The organism is Billgrantia sp. NRB1 (assembly GCF_056921725.1).
Window position 1 is genome coordinate 88,056 of the sequence record NZ_CM167783.1, and the last position, 19,212, is coordinate 107,267.

The 19,212-nt window shown below is 67.3% G+C and carries 15 protein-coding genes and 1 pseudogene; 4 read left to right on the top strand and 12 right to left on the bottom strand.

Annotated features, from left to right (window positions below):
• Positions 1-10: 10 nt before the first annotated feature.
• The 12 genes from vasI to tssB are packed head-to-tail and all read right to left on the bottom strand — an operon-like array spanning position 11 to position 14,102.
• On the bottom strand, positions 11-646 hold the full coding sequence (vasI, locus tag ACZIYR_RS00370) for a type VI secretion system-associated protein VasI (protein ID WP_483527826.1): 636 nt from the start codon (positions 644-646) through the stop codon (positions 11-13).
• On the bottom strand, positions 643-2,193 hold the full coding sequence (locus ACZIYR_RS00375; RefSeq protein ID WP_483527827.1) for a sigma-54 interaction domain-containing protein: 1,551 nt from the start codon (positions 2,191-2,193) through the stop codon (positions 643-645). Before ACZIYR_RS00375 ends, vasI begins: the two co-directional genes overlap by 4 nt.
• The gene (gene tssH, locus ACZIYR_RS00380) at positions 2,190-4,799 is read right to left on the bottom strand and encodes a type VI secretion system ATPase TssH (RefSeq protein ID WP_483527828.1); all 2,610 of its coding nucleotides are present in this window, start codon (positions 4,797-4,799) and stop codon (positions 2,190-2,192) included. Before tssH ends, ACZIYR_RS00375 begins: the two co-directional genes overlap by 4 nt.
• Positions 4,800-4,807: 8 nt before the next feature.
• Positions 4,808-5,647, bottom strand: coding sequence for a type IVB secretion system protein IcmH/DotU (gene icmH / locus ACZIYR_RS00385; protein ID WP_483527829.1), 840 nt, complete (start codon positions 5,645-5,647; stop codon positions 4,808-4,810).
• Between the two features lie 3 nt (positions 5,648-5,650).
• Complete coding sequence (tssK, locus tag ACZIYR_RS00390) at positions 5,651-6,985, bottom strand: type VI secretion system baseplate subunit TssK (RefSeq protein WP_483527830.1); 1,335 nt, start codon at positions 6,983-6,985, stop codon at positions 5,651-5,653.
• Positions 6,985-7,521 carry a type VI secretion system lipoprotein TssJ gene (gene tssJ / locus ACZIYR_RS00395; RefSeq protein ID WP_483527831.1) on the bottom strand — a complete coding sequence of 179 codons (537 nt, stop codon included), beginning with the start codon at positions 7,519-7,521 and terminating at the stop codon, positions 6,985-6,987. Before tssJ ends, tssK begins: the two co-directional genes overlap by 1 nt.
• Complete coding sequence (tagH, locus tag ACZIYR_RS00400) at positions 7,518-8,873, bottom strand: type VI secretion system-associated FHA domain protein TagH (protein WP_483527832.1); 1,356 nt, start codon at positions 8,871-8,873, stop codon at positions 7,518-7,520. Before tagH ends, tssJ begins: the two co-directional genes overlap by 4 nt.
• A gap of 5 nt (positions 8,874-8,878) precedes the next feature.
• Positions 8,879-9,895, bottom strand: a complete 1,017-nt coding sequence (gene tssG, locus ACZIYR_RS00405) for a type VI secretion system baseplate subunit TssG (protein WP_483527833.1) — start codon at positions 9,893-9,895, stop codon at positions 8,879-8,881.
• Positions 9,859-11,622, bottom strand: a complete 1,764-nt coding sequence (tssF, locus tag ACZIYR_RS00410) for a type VI secretion system baseplate subunit TssF (RefSeq protein WP_483527834.1) — start codon at positions 11,620-11,622, stop codon at positions 9,859-9,861. The genes tssG and tssF overlap by 37 nt, the downstream gene beginning before the upstream one ends.
• 22 nt (positions 11,623-11,644) lie before the next feature.
• On the bottom strand, positions 11,645-12,067 hold the full coding sequence (gene tssE / locus ACZIYR_RS00415; RefSeq protein WP_483527835.1) for a type VI secretion system baseplate subunit TssE: 423 nt from the start codon (positions 12,065-12,067) through the stop codon (positions 11,645-11,647).
• Between the two features lie 13 nt (positions 12,068-12,080).
• The gene (tssC, locus tag ACZIYR_RS00420) at positions 12,081-13,562 is read right to left on the bottom strand and encodes a type VI secretion system contractile sheath large subunit (RefSeq protein ID WP_483527836.1); all 1,482 of its coding nucleotides are present in this window, start codon (positions 13,560-13,562) and stop codon (positions 12,081-12,083) included.
• A gap of 33 nt (positions 13,563-13,595) precedes the next feature.
• A complete protein-coding gene (tssB, locus tag ACZIYR_RS00425) occupies positions 13,596-14,102 on the bottom strand; it encodes a type VI secretion system contractile sheath small subunit (protein WP_483527837.1) in 507 nt (168 codons plus the stop codon).
• Positions 14,103-14,871: 769 nt separating this feature from the next.
• On the opposite strand from tssB, the gene ACZIYR_RS00430 reads away from it, so the two are divergent.
• The 4 genes and pseudogenes from ACZIYR_RS00430 to ACZIYR_RS00445 all read left to right on the top strand — a co-directional run bounded on the left by ACZIYR_RS00430 (position 14,872) and on the right by ACZIYR_RS00445 (position 18,958).
• Complete coding sequence (locus tag ACZIYR_RS00430) at positions 14,872-15,390, top strand: Hcp family type VI secretion system effector (RefSeq protein WP_473034038.1); 519 nt, start codon at positions 14,872-14,874, stop codon at positions 15,388-15,390.
• Between the two features lie 156 nt (positions 15,391-15,546).
• Positions 15,547-17,553 (top strand): annotated as a pseudogene (locus ACZIYR_RS00435) (type VI secretion system Vgr family protein); the annotation flags it as partial.
• Positions 17,554-17,919: 366 nt separating this feature from the next.
• The gene (locus ACZIYR_RS00440; protein ID WP_483529034.1) at positions 17,920-18,432 is read left to right on the top strand and encodes an HNH endonuclease; all 513 of its coding nucleotides are present in this window, start codon (positions 17,920-17,922) and stop codon (positions 18,430-18,432) included.
• On the top strand, positions 18,422-18,958 hold the full coding sequence (locus tag ACZIYR_RS00445; protein ID WP_483527838.1) for an SMI1/KNR4 family protein: 537 nt from the start codon (positions 18,422-18,424) through the stop codon (positions 18,956-18,958). The genes ACZIYR_RS00440 and ACZIYR_RS00445 overlap by 11 nt, the downstream gene beginning before the upstream one ends.
• The last annotated feature ends 254 nt before the right edge of the window (positions 18,959-19,212 follow it).

The following is a 19,212-nucleotide window of genomic DNA, read 5'->3' on the forward strand; positions in this document are numbered from 1 at the left end:
GCTCGGCTCCTTACCAGCGACAGGCGTCACGCAGGGGCTGGATCTGCCGGCGCAGGTCGCCCAGCTCGAAGCGCAGGCCGTCCAGGGCCTCATGCTCGCTGCTCAGGGTCAGGGTCTCGCTATCCAGCAGGCGGCGCAGGGTATCGATGGCGGGCAGGCCGCGCCCACCGCTGACCACCTGGCCGCCGTCGCGGATGCGCCAGGTCTGGGTCAGGTCGCTGCCGGTGCCGCGCAGGCGCAGCTCCGTCCGAGGGGCCTCGATGGCCTCGGGCAGGTGCAGCTGGAAGCGGGTGATCCACTCCTTGCAGCTGATCACCAGCACCGGGCGTGGCGGGGTGGTGCCCAGGGCCGGGGCGGTCAACAGTACCTCGTCGTCGCCGACGCCGGTCAGCAGCCCGAAGGCGTCGTCGTCGCGGCGGGCCTCCTGGTCGAGCACCGCCTGCCACAGCGCCGGGAGCTCGTCGTCGGTGGCGGCCGGGGCGTCCTGGAAGAGGGCGTCGTAGCAGTGCAGGCGCTCGAGCCGGGAGTCGAGGCCGGCGCACTGGCGGGCCTCGGTCAGGCGCGCGGTCTCGTCGGCCTGGGCCGGTGACAGGGCCAGCCAGGCCAGGGGCAGGGCCAGCAGCAGGGGGGGAATCGGCAGCCTCATGGGGTATCCAGCTCCAGCCGTTGGCATTTGTGGGCCAGGGTGCGCTTGGGCAGCCCCAGGCTCTCGGCGGCCCGGGCGCGGTTGCCGTCGAAGCGGGCCAGCCGCTGGCGGATCAGGGTGGCCTCGAAGTGGCGCATCGCCTGGCGCAGGTCGTCGATGGCATGGAGGTCGAGGGTGTCGGCCGAGGCGCGGGAGGCCGGTGCCAGGGTGCCGGCGTCGATGCCGGGCAGCGCCGAGGGGGCGATATCCGCCCCGGGGTGGGTCATGGCGCAGGCGTAGTCGACCAGGTTCTTGAGCTCGCGCACGTTGCCGGGGTAGTCCCGCTCGCGCAGCAGGCGCAGGGCCGCGGAGGTGATGCCCATCTCCGGGCGCTGCTCCCGGGCGCAGAAGTCGGCGATAAAGGCCTCCACCAGCAGGGGAATGTCCTCGCGGCGTGCCGCCAGCGGCGGCAGCGGCAGGGGGAACTGGCCGAGCCGGTAGTAGAGGTCGGCGCGGAAGCCCCGGTCGCGAATGCGCTCGCGCAGCGGCTGGTGGGTGGCGGCGATCAGACGCAGGTCGGCCTGGCGTTCCTCGCCGGCGCCCAGGGGGCGGTAGCGGCCGCTCTCCAGGACCCGCAGCAGCTTGGCCTGGAGCGGCAGCGGCATGTCGCCGATTTCGTCGAGGAAGAGGGTGCCGCCGTCGGCCTGGCCGATCAGCCCGTCCCGGGCCTGGTCGGCGCCGGAGAAGGCCCCCCTGGTGTGGCCGAACAGCTCCGCCTCGAGCAGCGTCTCGGGAATGGCGGCGCAGTTGATGGCCAGGAAGGGGCCCTCGCCCCGTGTCGAGAGGCGGTGAATCGCCCGGGCCACCCGGTCCTTGCCGGTGCCGGTCTCGCCCTGCAGCAGCACCGCCAGATTGGTCTCGGCGGCCCGCACCACCCGGTCGCGCAGCGCCTGGCTGGCCGCGGAGACGCCCAGCAGGTCCTCGCCGAGGCGCTCGGCCAGGGCGCGGCGCCGGGCGCCGTCGCTGAGCTGGGCCAGGGAGACGCGCAGCCGCGCCTGACGGTCGCGCTCATCCTGATGGCGTGCCAGACGGGCCCAGAGCCGGCACAGCAGGGCCTCGAAGGCGGCGAAGCCGGGATCGTCGAGCAGCGCCGCGAGGCGCTCGGGGGTATCCGCCAGGGCCAGGGCGCCCAGCCACTCTTGCTGGCCGTCCCGGGCGCGCAGGGGGCGAACCTCCAGGTGCCACTCATGGGAGAGCCCGGCCACCTGGGCCTGGAAGTCCGGGTGATCGAGACGCGAGCGGGCCTCGCCCAGGGCCAGGCGCAGCGGCTCGCCGCGGCGGATGGCGTGGGCGTAGGGGTGTCGGAAGTCGTCGCAGGCCAGGTGCCAGTCGGCGGCATCATCGGCGGCCAGGCGGCGGCCGTTCTCCGCCAGGTAGAGGCAGTCGACCCAGGCGGTGGGCCGGCAGTGGCCCAGCACCTCCCGGGCCCGGCGGCGCAGGGCCGAGGGGGACTCGCTCTCCACCAGCGCCAGGGCCGGTGCCATGCCATCGAGGCCGGGGCGGGTCATGTCACCTCCGCGGTGAAGCCGCCGTCGGCATCGATGCCCAGTGCCACCCGGGAGACCGGCTCCCGGCGAGCCAGGCGCTCGAGCAGGGCGCGGGAGAGTGGCGGCAGCAGCTCGCCGTCGATCACCGACTCCAGCATGCGGGCGCCGTTCTCGCTGCGAGTGGCCCGGGCGCGGATCGCCTTCGCCAGGGCCTCGTCCAGGACCACCTCGGCCTGGCGGTGGCGGGCGGTGAGGCGCGCGGCCAGGCTCGTCAGCTTGGCGCCGACGATGGCGTCCAGGGTGGCGTCGTCCAGGGGGCGATAGGGCACCACCTCCATGCGAGCCAGCAGGGCCGGCTTGAAGAAATCCGCCAGTACCGGGTAGAGGGCGGCGTCCAGGGCTTCGGGGTCGTCGGCATGGGCGACGATGGCCTCATAGCCGAGGTTGGAGGTGAGGAAGAAGAGCACGTTCTTGCAGTCGATCAGGCGCCCCTCGCCGTCGGCCAGTTCGCCCTTGTCGAAGGCCTGGTAGAAGAGGTTGAGCACGTCCGGGTGGGCCTTCTCCACCTCGTCGAGGAGCACCACCGAGTAGGGGCGCTGGCGGATCGCCTCGGTGAGCAGGCCGCCCTCGCCGAAGCCCACGTAGCCGGGCGGCGAGCCGATCAGCCGCGACACCGTGTGCTTCTCCTGGTACTCGGACATGTTGATGGTGGTGAGGAACTGGCGCCCGCCATAGAGCTGCTCGGCGATCTGCACCACCGTCTCGGTCTTGCCGACGCCGCTGGGACCCACCAGCAGGAAGGCGCCCAGGGGGCGGCCGGGGCGGCGCAGGTCGGCGCGGGCGGTGAGCAGGTGGCGGTGGATGCGCTCGATGGCCGGTGCCTGGCCCTGCACCTCGCGGCCCAGGTGCTCGGGCAGCTTGGTGAGCCGGGTCAGGGCGTCGCGGGTCATGCGCTCCACCGGGATGCCGGTCCAGTCGCCGATCACCTGGGCGATCTGGGCCTCCTCGACGCTGGCGTTAACCAGGGCGAACTCCCGCTGCAGGGCCTCCAGCTCGGCCTCGCGCTCGGCCAGCTCGGCGCGGGCCGCCTCGCGCTCCGCCTCCGGGGTGTCGTCCTCGAGCAGGCGGCGGTGCAGGGCTAGGATGGCGTCGACGCCCCGGCGCTGGGCCTCCCAGGCGTCTTGAAGGGTGGCCAGCTCGTCGTCGAGGCGGGCCAGCCGGGTGCTCAGCTCGTCGACCAGGGCGGCGTCCGGGGTGCGCCCCAGCAGTCGTTCGCGGTCGAGCTGGTCGCGCTCGCGCTGGGCCGCCAGGTGTTCGCTCTTGAGGTGGCTGAGGCGCCGTGGCGGGGTGTCCAAGGCCTGGGCCAGGCGGGTGCAGGCGGTGTCCAGGACGTCGATGGCCTTGTCGGGCAGCTGGCGGCCGGCCAGGTAGCGGGCCGAGAGTTCGGCGGCGGCGCGCAGGCCGCTGTCGCCAATCAGTACGCCGTGGGCGGCCTCGTAGGTGTCGCGCAGGCCGCGCAGGATCACCAGCGCCTGGGCGGTGCTGGGCTCGGCCAGGCTGATCGGCTGGAAGCGCCGCGACAGGGCGGGATCCTTCTCGAAGTATTTCTTGTACTCGCGCCAGGTGGTGGCGGCGATGGTACGCAGCTCGCCCCGGGCCAGAGCCGGCTTGAGCAGGTTGGCGGCGTCGCTGCCGCCCTCGGCGTTGCCGGCGCCGATCAGGGTGTGGGCCTCGTCGATAAACAGCAGGATGGGCCGCGGCGCGGCCTTGACCTCCTCGATCACCGCCTTGAGGCGTTTCTCGAACTCGCCCTTGACCGCGGCGCCGGCCTGTAGGGCGCCGATGTCCAGGGCCAGCAGCTCGACCCCGGCCAGGGCGCCGGGCACCCGGCCCTCGACGATGCGGGCGGCCAGCCCCTCCACCACGGCGCTCTTGCCGACCCCGGCGTCGCCGATGACGATGGGGTTGTTCTTGCGCCGGCGGCCGAGGATATCGAGCATCTGATCGATCTCCGGGTCGCGGCCCAGCACCGGGTCGAGCTCGCCGCGCCGGGCCTGCTCGGTGAGCGAGCTGGCGAAGCGCGCCAGGGCGCTGTCGGCCTCGCCGCCCCGGGCCTCGCGGCGCGGGGCGGTCGCCGCCTCGGGGCTTGGCGCCTCGGCGGAGTCGGCGGTGAGGCGCTCGAAGTCGCGGCGCAGGGCCTCGCGGTTGATGTCGGCCAGCAGCGCGACGCCGCCGGGCCCCAGGTAGCGGGAGGCGTTGTGCAGCAGGGCGGTGAAGATCATGCCGCTGCGCAGGCTGTCGTGTCGAAACTCGGTGGTGGCCAGCAGCCAGGCGTCCTGGAGAAGCTCCACCAACAGCGGCGAGAAGCTCGGCGTGGTGACCCGCAGGTCCTGGGGCGGCCGACTCTCCTCGGCGAGGCGGGCGCGCAGCCCGGCGGCATCGATGCCCGAGGCCTCGAGCAGGCAGCGCAGGTCGCACAGCGGCTGGTCGATCAGCGCCTGCAGCAGGTGCCCGGCGGTGACCTCCGGGGCCTGCTGCTCGGCGCACAGCACGGCGGCCTGCTCGAGGCCCTGGCGGGCGATGGCGTTGAGGCGGCCGATTAGGGCCGGAAGCTCTACCCTGAGCATGCTATCTCCTATCGAAAGATCTGATCGAGCAGGCCGGTGACCTGGAGGGCCTGTTGGTCCAGCGACCAGGCCAGGCCCGCATAGGTGGCCACCATGGCGCCGGCGAAGAGGGTGAACAGGGCCCATATCGGCAGGCCCTGGCCGCGTCGGCGGTCGCCACTCATGACGTTGTCGAGGGGCCGGGTCAGCTCGTCCTCGGGGGGCGTCTCCAGGGAGGCCAGCAGGTCGCCCAGGGCGCGCACCACCTGCTCGTACTCGTCGCGGGCCTGGGGGATGACGTGGTAGCGGCCCTCGAAGCCGAGGCAGAGACAGAGGTAGATGAAGGCCAGGATGTCCCGGTAGCGGCGCGGCTCCTGCTGCAGGCGTGCCAGGATCGAGAAGACCTTCTCGCCGCCCCAGGTCTCGTTGTGAAAGCGGGTCAGCAGGGAATGCTTGGCCCAGACGCTCTGTCGCCCCCAGGGGGTGCCCATTACCGCTTCATCGATGAAGGAGCAGAGCACGTAGCGGTAGGCCAGCAGGGTGGGGCGGTCGTAGCCCTGCTCGGTGAGTTCGATCTCGATGGCGGTGATCTCGTCCACTACCTGGCGGTAGAGGCGCTCGATATCGTCCAGGGTGTCTAGCTGGCGGACCCGCAGTACCATGCCCAGCAGCCCGCTGGCGGCATCCACCAGGGGGTTGAGGTTGTAGCCGCGAAGCCGGAACCAGAACGCCTCGTCGGCGTCCAGGTGCTCGGCGTGGCTATGGATCAGGTGCTCGAGGCCGCGGTCGTCGATGCGATCCTCGTGACGGCTGGCCTCGATCGGTTCCGCGTCCGTGACGGTCTCGTGATTGCGCACTAGCTCGCTCATGGCTTAGCTCCTGATCGCCCAGAATTGCAGTTCCAGCCCCGGGAAGTCGCCGGCCACATGGAAGGCGAAGCCGCTGGCGCCCTCCAGCATGCTCCAGGCCTGGCTGCTGCGGTCGAGGCGGAAGTAGCTGTAGCCGGCGTGGTAGGGCAGCTCCCGGGGGGCCACCGGCAGTGGCTCCAGGGGAATCCCCGGCAGCTGCAGGCTGATGAGGTCGCGGATGCGCTCGACGCTGGCCACCTTGGTCTGCTGGAGGAACTGCTTGCGCAGGCGCTCGTGGGGCATGTCGGCGTGCACCGCGAGGATGAAGTCGGCGCTCTCGATCAGGCGCGCATCGGCCAGCGGCGCCACCATCAGGCCGTAGCGGCGGGCCTGCAGCTGAATGGCCATGGCGCGGGGCTCCAGCACCGTGGAGAGGGCCTGGCGCAGGCTCTGCATCAGCGGCCGGAAGGCGCGCTCCGGGTGGTCATGGTCGTAGGCCGGAAACTCCGGCGGCAGCCGCGACTCGTCGGTGAAGGTGACCAGCTCGCTGGCGGTCTCCAGCATCTCGGCATAGAGGCGTTCCGGGTGCAGCCGGCCCAGGCGCGCCAGGTGGGCGAAGCGCGGCTGGGCGCGGTTGAGCTGCTGGAGCAGCATGAAGTCGGCCACGTCGGCTACACCGCTCTGCTGGGGCGAGGCGAGACGCTGGGCGATATTGCGGGCGCGCTCGCGCATCAGCCCGGCCATCTCGCCGAGGAAGCGCCCCAGTTGGGGGGCCGCCTGGACGTTGAGCAGGGTGGGCAGGAACTGCTCGTCCAGCACCAGGCTGCCGTCGGGGCGGCATTCGCTGATGCGCGCCACCGCCAGGCAGGCGTAGGCGCTGCGGTCCTCTTGCTCCAGCAGCAGGCGGGGGGCCACTCGGGCCAGCTCCAGGTCGATCGTGCTGCCCTCCCGGGAGTGCAGGTCGCGCACCCCCCGGGGCTCCAGCCGATAGCGGGCCGGCAGGTCGTCGCCGGGCCGGCGCACTTCGGCCACCGCATCGGTGGCCAGCGGCAGGCCCAGGTAGACCACCTGGTTGGCGATGGCGGCGTCGTCGATCTCCAGGGGCTTGGGCTCGATATCGTCGTCGGGCAGCCGGAAGGCGGTACCGTCCGGCATCACCCCGCTGGCGCGGTTGATGGCGATGCGTCCGAAACTCAGGTACTCGGCGTTGAGCTCCAGGGAGAGAAAGCCGTGCAGGGATTGCCCGGTACCCTCCAGGCGTGCCTCGATCAGGCCCTCCAGGCTGCGCTGCTGCTGCTGAAAATGCTGGGGTTGAATAAACAGCCCCTCGCTCCATACCACGCGATTGCGACTGGCCATCAGTCTTCCTTCCTCAGTTCCGCCTCGTGGGCCCGCAGGTGAACCAGCACATGGTAGTGCTCGCTCCGGGCGCGCATGCGTACCACCTTCTTCCACTCCGCCTGCTCGGTGTCGCCGTAGAAGGCGATGATGCCCAGGTAGCGGGTCTCGGGATCCACGTCGAAGGGCTCGTAGAATTTCCACTGCCCCGGCAGCAGGGTGAAGTCGTCGTGGCTCAGGTAGTTGGTGCCCAGGGCCTCCTCCAGGTCGTCGCGCAGCTGGCCGAGATCCGCGGCCATCAGCATGGAGTCGTCCTTGAGCTGGAGGATCTGGAAGCGCAGCGGGGTGCCCTCGCCCTCCAGGTTGGGGTTGACGTCGGGCTCGGCGATCATCGCCAGGTCGACCTGCGTTGGACGATCCTCGGGGTGGCCCACCGGAATCGAGGGGTCTCGGACCACCTGCCAGGTCTTGCCGGCGGCTTCCCGGGTCGAGGCGCAGCCGCTGAGCAGGCCGGCGATCAGTAGCAGGGCGAGGCCGGAGAGCAGCCGTCGGTTCATGCGTCCTCCCGCTGCTGGCGCCGCACCGAGTGGTCGTAGGCCTGTTCGAAGACCTCCCAGAACAGCTTCTGGAAGCCCTGCTGGCGCCCGGAGTTGAGCTCCCGGTAATAGTGGCGATACATCTCCCAGGCCCAGCCGCCCTCGTCCTCGAGGCGGTGACCGGCGCCGCGGTAGGCGTGGAAGCGGCGCAGCAGCGCCTCGGGGGCGAAGGCATCGAGGATGGCGCCGAGGGCCTGTTCGATGGCCTCCTCCACGGCCTGCTGGTGCTGCCCCTGGTGGGCCAGGCTCTCGGCCACGGCGGCCGGCGGCGAGAGGTGCACCGGACTGCGGTCAGCGGCGAACAGGGTGGTGAGGGTCTCCGGGTAGGACTGGCCCAGGCGAAGGGGGTTGTCCTCGATGGGTTGCAGGCGACGGTCGCGCAGCGGGTAGCGGCTGTCGTTCTGGGTGCGCTGCAGGGCCATCAGCCCCTCGAGGGCGGCGCGCAGGGTCTGGCCGGCTTCGGCCAGGAAGGCCTGCTGCTCCTCGCTGTCGCGCAGCGGCAGTTCGGCGCCCAGGCCGCGCAGCAGCGGGTCGGCGCCCACATGGCTCGGCGCGCCGGTCTGGGGCTTGTGCCAGCGCTCCTCGAGCTGCTCGCCTACCGAGCGTTCCAGGTCATTCAGTAGCCGTTCATCCATGATCGGGTCCTCGTTGGTGCGAATCGTCGGCATGTCCACGGCCGTGGCGTGCTGTGCCTGGTGAGTGTCGGGGCTGCGCTGGGGAGCGGCTGACTGGGGTGGCTCGGCGATCAAGGCCTCGGTGGCCTTGGGATCACTCAGGGCCAGCATGGGGTCCTGCTGGCCGGCGCCGGGGCGGGTACCGCCGAGCGCCGCCAGGGGATCCTCCTGCGGTCGGGTCGGCTCTTCCTGCGCCCCTGAAGCGGAAAGCGTTGCCGGCATGCCACCCTCCTCCAGGGCTTCGGGCTCCTCGTTGATCAGCTGGGCCAGCGGCTGGTTGCCCGGGGTGCCATGCTTCGGCGCTCCCAGGTGGACCCGCAGGCAGTAGTCGCCGAGGCGCAGCTCGTCGCCATCGCGCAGGGCGGCCCGGCGGCCACGCCCCAGGGGCAGGGTGGCCTGGTTCACGAAGGTGTGGCCGCAGCGGTCGATCAGACAGAAGTGTCCATCGATGCGGCGAATCTCGGCATGGTGGGGGCGAATGCGTCCGGCCTGGTCCTGCAGCAGCCAGTCGTCGCCGCCGCCGCTGCCGAGGGTGCCGCCGGCGTCGTCGAATACATGGCTGCTGGTGGAGCGCCCCTCCAGGCGCTGGCTGTTGGTGACCACCAGGGTGATGGCGTTTCGATGGGGGGAAGCATGCATGGGGGTTACCCTGTCATCTGGATGCGGACCCGGCGACGCTGGCCGGCGCCCCGGTTGTCGGGATTGACGAAGGTGGTCCAGCCGAGCTGGCAGCTGCCGGCGTCGCCGAGGCGCATGGGCTGAACGGCGCTCTCCAGCAGTTCGAGCTCCAGGTCATAGGCCAGGGGCTCGCGCAGCACGAAGGCCATCAGGGTCTTGAGGGCGGCGTGCTCGCCGCCATCGGGCAGGAAGTCGCGGAAGCGATCGAGGCTGAGGCCGTGCAGGCAGAGGGCGAACTTGCCCCCTACGTCGGCGACCCGCTCGCCGGCGACCAGGTCTTGCCCCAGCGACATGTTGCCGAGCCCGGCGCGGCTGCGCTGGTCTTCGGGTATCGCCACCCAGCGGTGCACCCACTGCTCGATACGCACGTCGTTCAGGTCGAAGCAGTGGGAGACGATGCGGCTGACCACCTCCGGCGAGCGGGAGCGTCCGGCCAGCAGCCCGGCGTAGGCCAGCATCTTGCTCCAGTTGATGGGTGTCTCGCCGCGCAGCTCCTCGTCGGCGAGGCCCACCAGCGCGAAGATCGCTCCCGAGAAACCGTCGCTGGCGTTGTCCCGATAGCGAATGTAGTGGCGGTACTTGCGCCAGGCCCGGTGCATCAGGGTCAGCAGGCGGTGATTGAAGAAGTCGAGAAAGTCCCCGGCGGCACCCTCGCGATGGGCCCGGCCGTGGGCCAGGGCCTCCAGGTAGTAGCCGGGCAGCGGCGACTGGCTGCCCTGCAGACCGAAGAAGCTGACCTCCATGGCGTAGCCGCCGCTGAGCTCCGGCGCCAGATCGATCACGTCGCAGCCGGGAAAGCCCAGTGAAGCCGAGGCGCGAAAGCGCAGGCGCTCAGGCCCCGGCGCCTCCCGTGCCGTCTCCAGGTCATCCCCGTGGTAGCGGTGCAGGAGTTCGACGAGTTGGAAGAAGTCGTAGCGCCGCGCCCCCTCGAGCAGGGGGCGGAGCGCTACATCAGGGGCTGCTGGCCCTGCCGCAAGGTCCATGCGTAGCGCTCTTGGTTGTGACGGTTGATGACATGCAACTCATGGAAGGAGTTGATGCTGGCGTACAGGGAAAAGAAGTGGGACAGCACGCTGCCGAACAGGTAGAGGCTGCCTTCGTCGCCGAAGGCGGTCTGCTCCAGGGTCATGGTCGAGCGCAGGCCGCGTACCGGCAGGCCCCGCTCCAGGCGGTCGATGGGCCGGGTCTCGATGGCGGCAATGCCGGCCAGGCGTTGCCGGGAGACTCGCTCCGCCTGGCGGTCGACCAGGGCGCGGAAGTCGTAGGCGCGTAGCACCGAGCAGAGGGCGTCGCGCTCCAGCAGCGACAGGTAGTTGAGCGACAGGTTGGAGATCAGCGTCCACAGCAGGCTGCCGTCCAGGGTCGGGTGCAGGGTCGGCGTCGGCCGCGTCAGGTTGCGAAACTCCGCATAGGCCGGGCTCGACTCGGTGGGGACGCAGATATCGCCCACGGTGAGGCGCTCCGGCAGGGCACGGTTGCTGCAGGTCAGGCGCAGCGACAAGGTCTCGCGAAGCCCCAGGCAGGCCCGTTCGTCGCCACGCACGAAGGCGATGTCGTGGTCGAAGCCGTCACCGCGCAGGCTGTCGCGGACGCGCACCCGATAGTAGAGGGACTCCCGCTGGCGGTCGCGCTCGATCTGGTGCTGGAAGCTCTCGAAGGGCACATAGTCCCGGGGCTTGCCGCGGATCATGCTCGATTCGCTCTCCAGCCAGCCCTCAACTGCATCGACGCTGAAGACCTCGTAGTGGTCGGGATGCCGGCTGCTGGGGTGGATGCGGTACTCGCTGCGCTCGCCGTCGAGGTCGATGGGGTCGGCATCGTGGGCGAAGAGGTTGATGGCCGGGGTGCAGTAGAGCGCCAGGTGCTCGTCGTGGACCTTGGCATCCGCCGGCAGGGTCCGCGAGAAGACGAAGCGCAGGGTCAGGCGCCGGGCCGGACGCGGCGGCAGCCGGTGGCCCAGGGCATCGAGCTCCACGAACTGGAAGGCTTCGGGGAAGCACAGGTACTCCTGCAGGATGCGGTAGCCCTGGTGGACATTGCGCGGGTAGGGCAGCAGGGCGTGCTCGCTCTCGAAGCCCACCGGCTTGAGGTTGCCGGCCGGCAGGCACAGGGTGTCGTCATCCACCGCCAGCTCGATACGTGCCAGGTAGTGGTTGAGCCACAGATAGAGGGTGCGGGCGGTATAGCCGTCGCCGCCCAGATGCAGGCGTAGCGACTCGATGCCCAGCTCGTCCAGGGGCTGGTCGCTGTGCACGTCCATGGCCAGCTCGACGATGGAGGCCTCCCGTGAGTGCTGGGCCGTGACCCCGGCGTGTTCCAGGGGGTAGAGCGCCACCTCGTGGCAGGTATGAAAGCGGCAGGGGGTGCCGTCCACCGGCTGGCTGGCCAGGGCGGTGCCCGCGGTGATGCGCTGGCTGGCGCTCAGCGCATGCCAGACTGGCTGGAACTGGATCAGAGTCATGCTGGGCACCGGGCGCAGGTAGTTGGGCCACAGCATGTTGATCAGCGAGTGGGTCAGCTCTGGGAACTCGTCTTCCACCTTTTCGCGCATGCGTCCGGTGAGAAAGGCGAACCCCTCGAGCAGGCGCTCCACGTCCGGGTCGGTGCTGCGCTCGGAGAGAAACCGGCTCAGCCCGGGGTTGGCTTCGGCGAAGTCCCGCCCCTGGCGTCTCAGGAAATTGAGCTCATCCCGGTAATAGTGATTGAGCATACGGACCTCGCCGCGGTGGTGGTCAGTTCAGGCACTGGTAGCGCTTGTCGTTGAGCAGCAGGTCGATGGTGGCCTCCGCCTGGTCGGCGCCGAGATCCAGGGTGGCGTGCACCTGGAATCGCAGCTGCAGCGGCGCGCCGGCATTGGGCAGCGACGCCACCTCGGCGCGGCGGATGCGCGGCTCGAAGCGCTCGATGCACTGGCGGATGGCGCGCTGGACGTTGAGCTCCAGGTCCAGCACGCCGATGGTGGCATCGTTGAAGTCGAGCAGGCCCAGCGCCGGGGCGGATTCGCTATGTCCCGGGTGACTGTTGAGGAGGTCGACCAGGTGGCGCTTGACCGACTCCACCGTCTCGAGGGCGGTATCGGCCCCCGAGACTTCATGGGGGGCCGTCAGGCGCTCGAAAAGCCGCCCGCGGAGCCGGCCATCACGAGGATGCGTCATGGCTCGGACTCCTTCACTCCTTGTCGAGGCGGCCCACCAGCGACAGCTCGAAGTTGGCGCCCATGTACTTGAAGTGCGGACGCACCGCCATGGAGACCTGATACCAGCCCGGATCGCCTTCCACGTCGGAGACCTGAATGGACGCGGCACGCAGCGGGCGACGGCTGCGTACGTCGGCGGGCGGATTCTCTTGATCGGCCACGTACTGGCGGATCCAGGCGTTGAGTTCCCGCTCCAGGTCCTGGCGCTCCTTCCAGGAGCCGATCTGCTCGCGCTGCAGCACCTTGATGTAGTGGGCCAGGCGATTGACGATGAACATGTAGGGGAGCTGAGTGCCGAGCTTGAAGTTGGTCTCGGCGTCCTTGCCTTCCGGCGTGTTGGGGAAGGTCTTGGGCTTCTGCACCGAATTGGCGGAAAAGAAGGCGGCGTTGTCGCTGCCCTTGCGCATGGTCAGCGAGATGAAACCCTCTTCGGCCATCTCGAACTCGCGGCGGTCGGTGACCAGCACCTCGGTGGGAATCTTGGCCTGCAGTTGTCCCATGGCCTCGTAGGTGTGCACCGGCAGGTTCTCCACGGCGCCGCCGCTCTGGGGGCCGATGATGTTCGGGCACCAGCGGTACTTGGCGAAGCTGTCGTTGAGGCGCTCGGCGAGCAGGTAGGCGGTGTTGCCCCACAGGTAGTGCTCGTGGCTCTCGCTCACCGTCTCGCGGTAGTTGAAGCTCTTGACCGGGTTCTCCACCGGGTCGTAGGGCATGCGCAGCAGGAAACGCGGCGCGGTCAGGCCCAGGTAGCGGGCATCCTCGGACTCCCGAAGGCTGCGCCAGCGGGCGTACTTGGGGCCCTCGAAGATCGCCTTGAAATCCTTGATATTGGGCAGCTCCTCGAAGCTGTCGATGCCGAAGAAGCTGGGCGATACCGAGGAGAGGAAGGGAGCGTGGGCCATGGCGCCGATGGCGGCAGTGTACTGCAGCAGCTTGATATCCGGGGTCGAGGGCGTGAAGTCGTAGTTGCCCACCATGGCGGCCACCGGCTCGCCGCCGAACTGGCCATATTCCGAGGCATAGACGTGCTGGTAGAGGCCGCTCTGGCTCAGTTCCGGGGCGAACTCGAAGTCCTCCAGCAGCTCCTCCTTGGTGGCGTGTAGGACATTGAGCTTGATGTTCTCGCGAAAATCGGTGCGATCCACCAGCAGCTTGAGGCCGCGCCAGGAGGACTCCAGGCGCTGGAACTCCGATTCGTGGAGCACTTCGTCCACCTGCTGGCCGATCTTGCGATCCAGCTCGACGATCATGCGGTCGACCACCGCCTTGTTGACCTGGGGGCTGCTGTCGTCGCTACGCAGGAGCTCGCCGATAAAGGCGGCGACGCCTTGCTTGGCAATGTCGTAGCCGTCGTCGGCGGGGGCCATGCGGGTCTGGGCCATCACCTGATCGAGGAGACTCTCCTCGGCGTGGAGCTCGGTCGCCTGTTGCTGCTGTTGTGCCGTGTCGGTCATGAGCGTGCCTCGGTTCCGTTTCCGTGCGATGGGTTAGGCGTTGTCGCCGTGGGTCTCGAGCAAGTCCAGCTCGGCCAGCAGCTGTTGACGCGCCTCGTCGCTCTCCAGCAGGCGCTGCAGGCGTTCGCGGAAGGCGGGGACGTTGCCTAGCGGGCCCTTGAGGGCGACCAGGGCCTCGCGCAGTTCAACCAGCTTGCGCAGTTCGGGAACCTGACGGGCAATGCTATCGGGAGCGAAGTCCTCGAGGGACTGGAAGGAGAGTTCCACCGGCAGGTCGGTGGGCTCATCGCTCTCTTCCAGGCGATTGGGTACGCTGGTCTGCAGCGACAGGCCGGCCTCGCGCATCACCGACTGGAAGTTGTTCTTGTCCACCGAAACGGCACTGCGCTCCTCGATGGGAGTCTCTTCCGGACCGCCTTTGAAGTCGCCGACAATCAGCAGCTTCTGGGGCAGCTCGGTTTCGGCCTGCTGATCGCCGGTGGCCGGCACGTACTTGATATTGATTCGCTCCTTTGGAGCAACGGTGCCTTCTTTGGCCATGATGCATCTCCCTGGTGAACCTGGTTCGGCTTGATCCGCCAATTCTGTCTCGTATCACTTCAAGATGGCGCGTCACGTGACAGAGTCGACGAGCTGATCGGCAAGCGACAGTGGCTTGCCGAGATGCCCTGCTCCGACCGTTTACGAGGCGCAATCATTAATCAGGGGCGCGATCATAGCAGCGCTGATCGTGCCTTTCAGGAGGACGAATTCCTGGTGGATCTGATTGTAGGCGGCAGTTTTTCCGCCAGGGTGTGTTTGTAGGCTTTTGAATTTAATGTGTTTTTATTGGCTTCTGCGAGTGAGGTCAGAAAATATTGACGTCAGCATTAGCCAATCAGCTACTGTTGATGTAGCAAATTTCCTACAAGAAAAGACTAACGAGAATCTCCATGAGGGTGTCGTTTTTCTCGATAGATGATCTAAGAATGGGGCGGGCAGGGGTTTGCTCAAGGCGGGCAATATTTTGCCCGGTAGGCGAGGTGTTTTTTGTGATTTGTATATTCTAATTTGTTTTTAACGGCTGTCTCTATTTTTACGGGAGGGCCCCGGTGGGCTGGATGTTTGGTCTTTTAGCCGGGCCATTTCTTGCTCACAGGCAAGAAATGACCCGATTTTCAGGCAATGTATTGCCTGGAAGAAGGCCTGTGAGTACGGAGGCTTTTCATAGGCATTTGATTGTTGTGTATTTTCCTAATATTGGCATGGTCCCTGCCCCTTGTTGGGTGTCCTCAGGACACTCTCTTTCATACCGTCAAGGAGCAGACTCATGCCGACACCTTGCTATATCAGCATCCACGGTCAGACCCAGGGCCATATCACCGCGGGCGCCTTCACCCCGGACTCCGTGGGCAACATCTACGTGGAAGGCCACGAAGATGAGATGCTGGTGCAGGAGTTCAAGCACATCGTCACCGTGCCCACCGACCCGCAGTCCGGTCAGCCTTCCGGCCAGCGTGCCCACAAGCCGTTCATCTTCACCGTGGCCCTCAACAAGGCCGTGCCGCTGCTCTACAACGCCCTGGCCTCCGGCGAGATGCTGCCGAATGTCGAGCTGAGGTGGTACCGCACCTCGGTGGAGGGCCGTCAGGAGCACTTCTTCACCACCACCCTGACCGACGCCACCATCGTCGACATCAACCTGCACATGCCCCATGCCCAGGACCTGACCAAGGCTGAGTTCACGCAGCTGATGGATGTTTCCCTGGCCTACCGCAAGATCGACTGGGAGCACACCGTGGCGGGTACCTCCGGGTCCGACGACTGGCGCGCCCCGCTGGAATCATAAGCGCCCAGATGGCCGCCTGCGGGCGGCCATCGTCTTGGCCGTTGACGCCAGGGCGCCTCGCCGCGCCCTGGCATCAGCGGCTCGAGTGACCCCATTGGACACGCCGCGTCCACATCGCGCGGCAACCGTACCGACTTCCAGGAGGGAAGACGCCGCATGGCCCATGCAAGCGGACTGCAGTTCACCTTGACCCTGCCCGGGGGCGAGGATGTGGCGGTCATCGACTTCACCTATCGCGAGGCCCTCTCCGCCCCCTTCGAGCTCGGGGTGACCCTGGCCAGCCGCGACCCGGAGATCGCCCCCGCCGACACGCTCGATCGCAACGCTACCCTGGCGGTCTGGCAGGACGGCGAGCCGCTACGCCGCGTCCACGGCATCGTCAGCGAGTTCGGCCGCGGCGACCGCGGCCACCGCCGCACCTTCTACACCCTGGTCATCCGCCCGGCGCTGTGGCGCCTGGGCCTGCGCCACAACTCGCGGATCTTCCAGGACACCCCGCCCCAGGACATCCTCGCCACCCTGTGCGATGAGCGCGGCCTGACGGACGTGGCCTTCGCCCTGACCCGCGAGCCCGCCGAGCGCGAGTTCTGCGTGCAGTACCGCGAGACCGACCTGGCCTTTCTCCAGCGCCTGGCCGCCGAGGAGGGGCTCGTCTACCTCCATGAGTTCGAGAATGCCGAAGGCGGCGCCCACCGGCTGGTGTTCATCGATGCCACCCAGCTGCTGCCCAGGGTGGGGGAGCGCACCTACCACGGCCGGGCCGGCGGCACCCCGCCGCGGCGCCATATCCGCAAGCTGCGCCAGGTGTCGCGGGTGCGCCCGGCGTCGGCGATGCTCAAGTACTACACCTTCAAGAACCCGGCCTACGACCAGCTTCACGAGCACCCGGCGCCGGACCTCGGCGAGCACGCCCAGCGGGAGGACTACGAGCACTTCGACTACCCCGGCCGCTACAAGGCCGATGCCTCGGGGGTGCCCTTCACCCGGGTGCGGCTGGAGGCGCTGCGCGCCCAGGCCCATACCGCCCAGGCCGAGAGCGACCTGCCGGAACTGGCCCCGGGAATGTGCTTCACCCTCACCGACCACGATATCGACGCCCTCAACCGCGACTGGCAGGTGGTCGAGGTGGTGCATCACGGCGAGCAGCCCCAGGCCCTGGAGGAGGATGGCGTCGCCCAGGGGGAGGCGGCTGGCCAGGGCCAGATGACCCGCTATTATAACGAGCTGGTGCTGGCCCCCGCCGACCGCGCCTGGCGCCCCGAGCCCCCCGTCCGGCCCCGGGTCGACGGCCCCCAGGTGGCCTTCGTGGTGGGGCCCGAGGGCGAGGAGATCCACTGCGACGAACACGGCCGGGTCAAGGTGCAGTTCCCCTGGGACCGCTACGCCGAGCCCGATACCGCCGGGGCTGGCGGCGAAGCCGCTGAAAGAGGGGCCAGCGCCTGGATTCGGGTCAGCCAGGACTGGGCCGGCGGCGGCTACGGCGCCATGGCCATTCCGCGCATCGGCCACGAGGTGATCGTCAGCTTCCTGGAGGGCGACCCGGACCAGCCGATCATCACCGGTCGCACCTACCACGCGGTCAACACTCCGCCCTATGCGCTGCCCGCGCACAAGACCCGCACCGTGCTGCGCACCCAGAGCCACAAGGCGGAAGGCTTCAACGAGCTGCGCTTCGAGGATGCGACCGACGCCGAGCAGATCTGGCTGCACGCCCAGAAGGACCTGGAACTGCTGACCCTCAACGACCGCACCGAGACCATCCGCCGCGACAGCTGCCTCGCCATCGAGCGCCACCGCCTCGGCGAGATCCACGGCGACGACCACCTCACCGTCCATGGTCAGCGCCACACCCAGGTGAAGGGCGAGGGCGGCCAGCACCTCACCGTGCACGGCAGCCTGCACCTCGAGGCCGGCCAAGCCTGGCTGACCGAGAGCGGCCGCGAACTGCATATCAAGGCCGGCCAGAAGGTCGTGCTCAACGCCGGCCGCGAGATCACCCTCAAGGCCGGTGGCAGCTTTATCAAGCTCGATGCCTCTGGGGTGACCATCGTCGGCCCCTGGATCAAGGTCAACGCCGGCGGCAGCCCCGGCACGGGCAGCGGTCAGCAGGCTGAGCCGCCGCGCCTGCCCGGCGAGGCCATCCCCGAACGCAGCGAGGACGTGACGCTCAAGGCGCATCAGCAGCGTACTGAAATGGCGGGGGCTGCCGCCGCTGCCTTGGCCCGAGCCCCGGCAGTGCCTCCCGCACCGAGTACCCCCACTGCCACCGTGACTCGCATCGCAGTCGGCACCGCCGCCAATGACGCCGCTTATGCCACCCAGCGTTCGCTATGGGCGCGAGTCGCGCCTTTTGTCGGCAGTACTTTCACCTTCGTGACCGGCATGCTCTACAGCCCTGCTTTGGGCGGTGAGTTGGAAAGGATTGAAGCCCCCGACGGGACGGTCTATCGCAAGTACAGCAGCGAGTTGGTCTATACTGCGACAGGCCTAGATGGAGCTACATGGCAGACGCGAGAGCCGCAACTGGATATGGAATACCGGGTTTGGCTGGCTAATGGTGGGGAGGGGGCGTTTGAGACTTGGGTTGCGGAAGGAAGGCAAAGTGAAGTAAATAGTACTGAAAGTCAAACTTGGATTAAGCCAAAGGGGTGGCGGTTGCCGGTGAGTAGAGGGCACTGGCAAGGCGAGATAGGTAACTCGCCTTGGGTGTCTGAGATATCTGAAGTTAATGAAGTTACCAATGGTGAACCAGTTCCCTTTAGAAAGGGCTATCCAGATTTTAGCAAGTGGTCCAAGGCAGAGCTTGAATTTGACTCACTAAATGGAACGGCAGAAGATTTTTCTGTTGTTTATGAGGAGGTGGCCAGAGTGAAGCAACTTGATAGTAGAACGGCAGGAAAAAACTATTTATCTCAGAGAGGGCTAACGCCGCATCATCACGAAGATGGAAGGACAATCCAATTGATTCCAACGAAGTTACATGGTAATATTCCTCATCAAGGAGGGGCGTCAAGGCTAAGGGGGCAATCCAATGGGAATTGATGAAGTGCTTCTTTCATCAGGGGTGAAGCCTCTGGGTGAAGACTTTGAAACCTGTTCGGACTATGAGGTAAGTGTAGTAGAAAGTCGGCTGGGGGTAACCCTTCCCAAAGGTTATTCTAGTTTCTTGAAGAAATACGGTGCTTCTTGCTTTGGTAAATTCGTTGGGGTTGCTCCTATCGAGAAAAATAGCTGGACTTCCGAGGATGGGGTGAATGAAATCAACTTATTTTATTCGGCGAGAAAAGATAGTCAGTACGGCCTGTTAACTATAAAGGACCGATATGTCGATCAGTTGGCCGAAGATGTTCTTCCTATTGCAGAGGCTCCAGGTGGGAATCAGATATGTCTTTCATTAAGTGGTGATCAGGTGGGGCGTGTTTTTTTCTGGGAGCATGATTCTAGTACGGATTCCCTCCCTACCTTGATGGCTGAGAGTTTTGAGGATTTTATCAGTGGGATAAGGGAAATAAATATACGTCCTAGTAGTTCCAGGCTGATTGGTGCTAGGTTTTCAGACGATTTTTAAAGCGGCTCTTCGTCGTTTCATGTGGATTTTGCCTGATCCAGCAACCGCCCCACGGGCTTCCAATCAGGTAGGCCATCGTGATGAAGTTGGTCTCGTTTCGATAGCCGCGTGCGCGTGACCGGGCGGCCTGGAACAGGCCATTCATGCCTTCACAAGCGCGCGCTGGTCAGGCCGGAGAGCCAGCGCCTCACCACCTGCTCAGCATGTCGTTCCAGCGTGTTCAGGGCTTTCGCCATCGACTTCAGGAGCGCGTT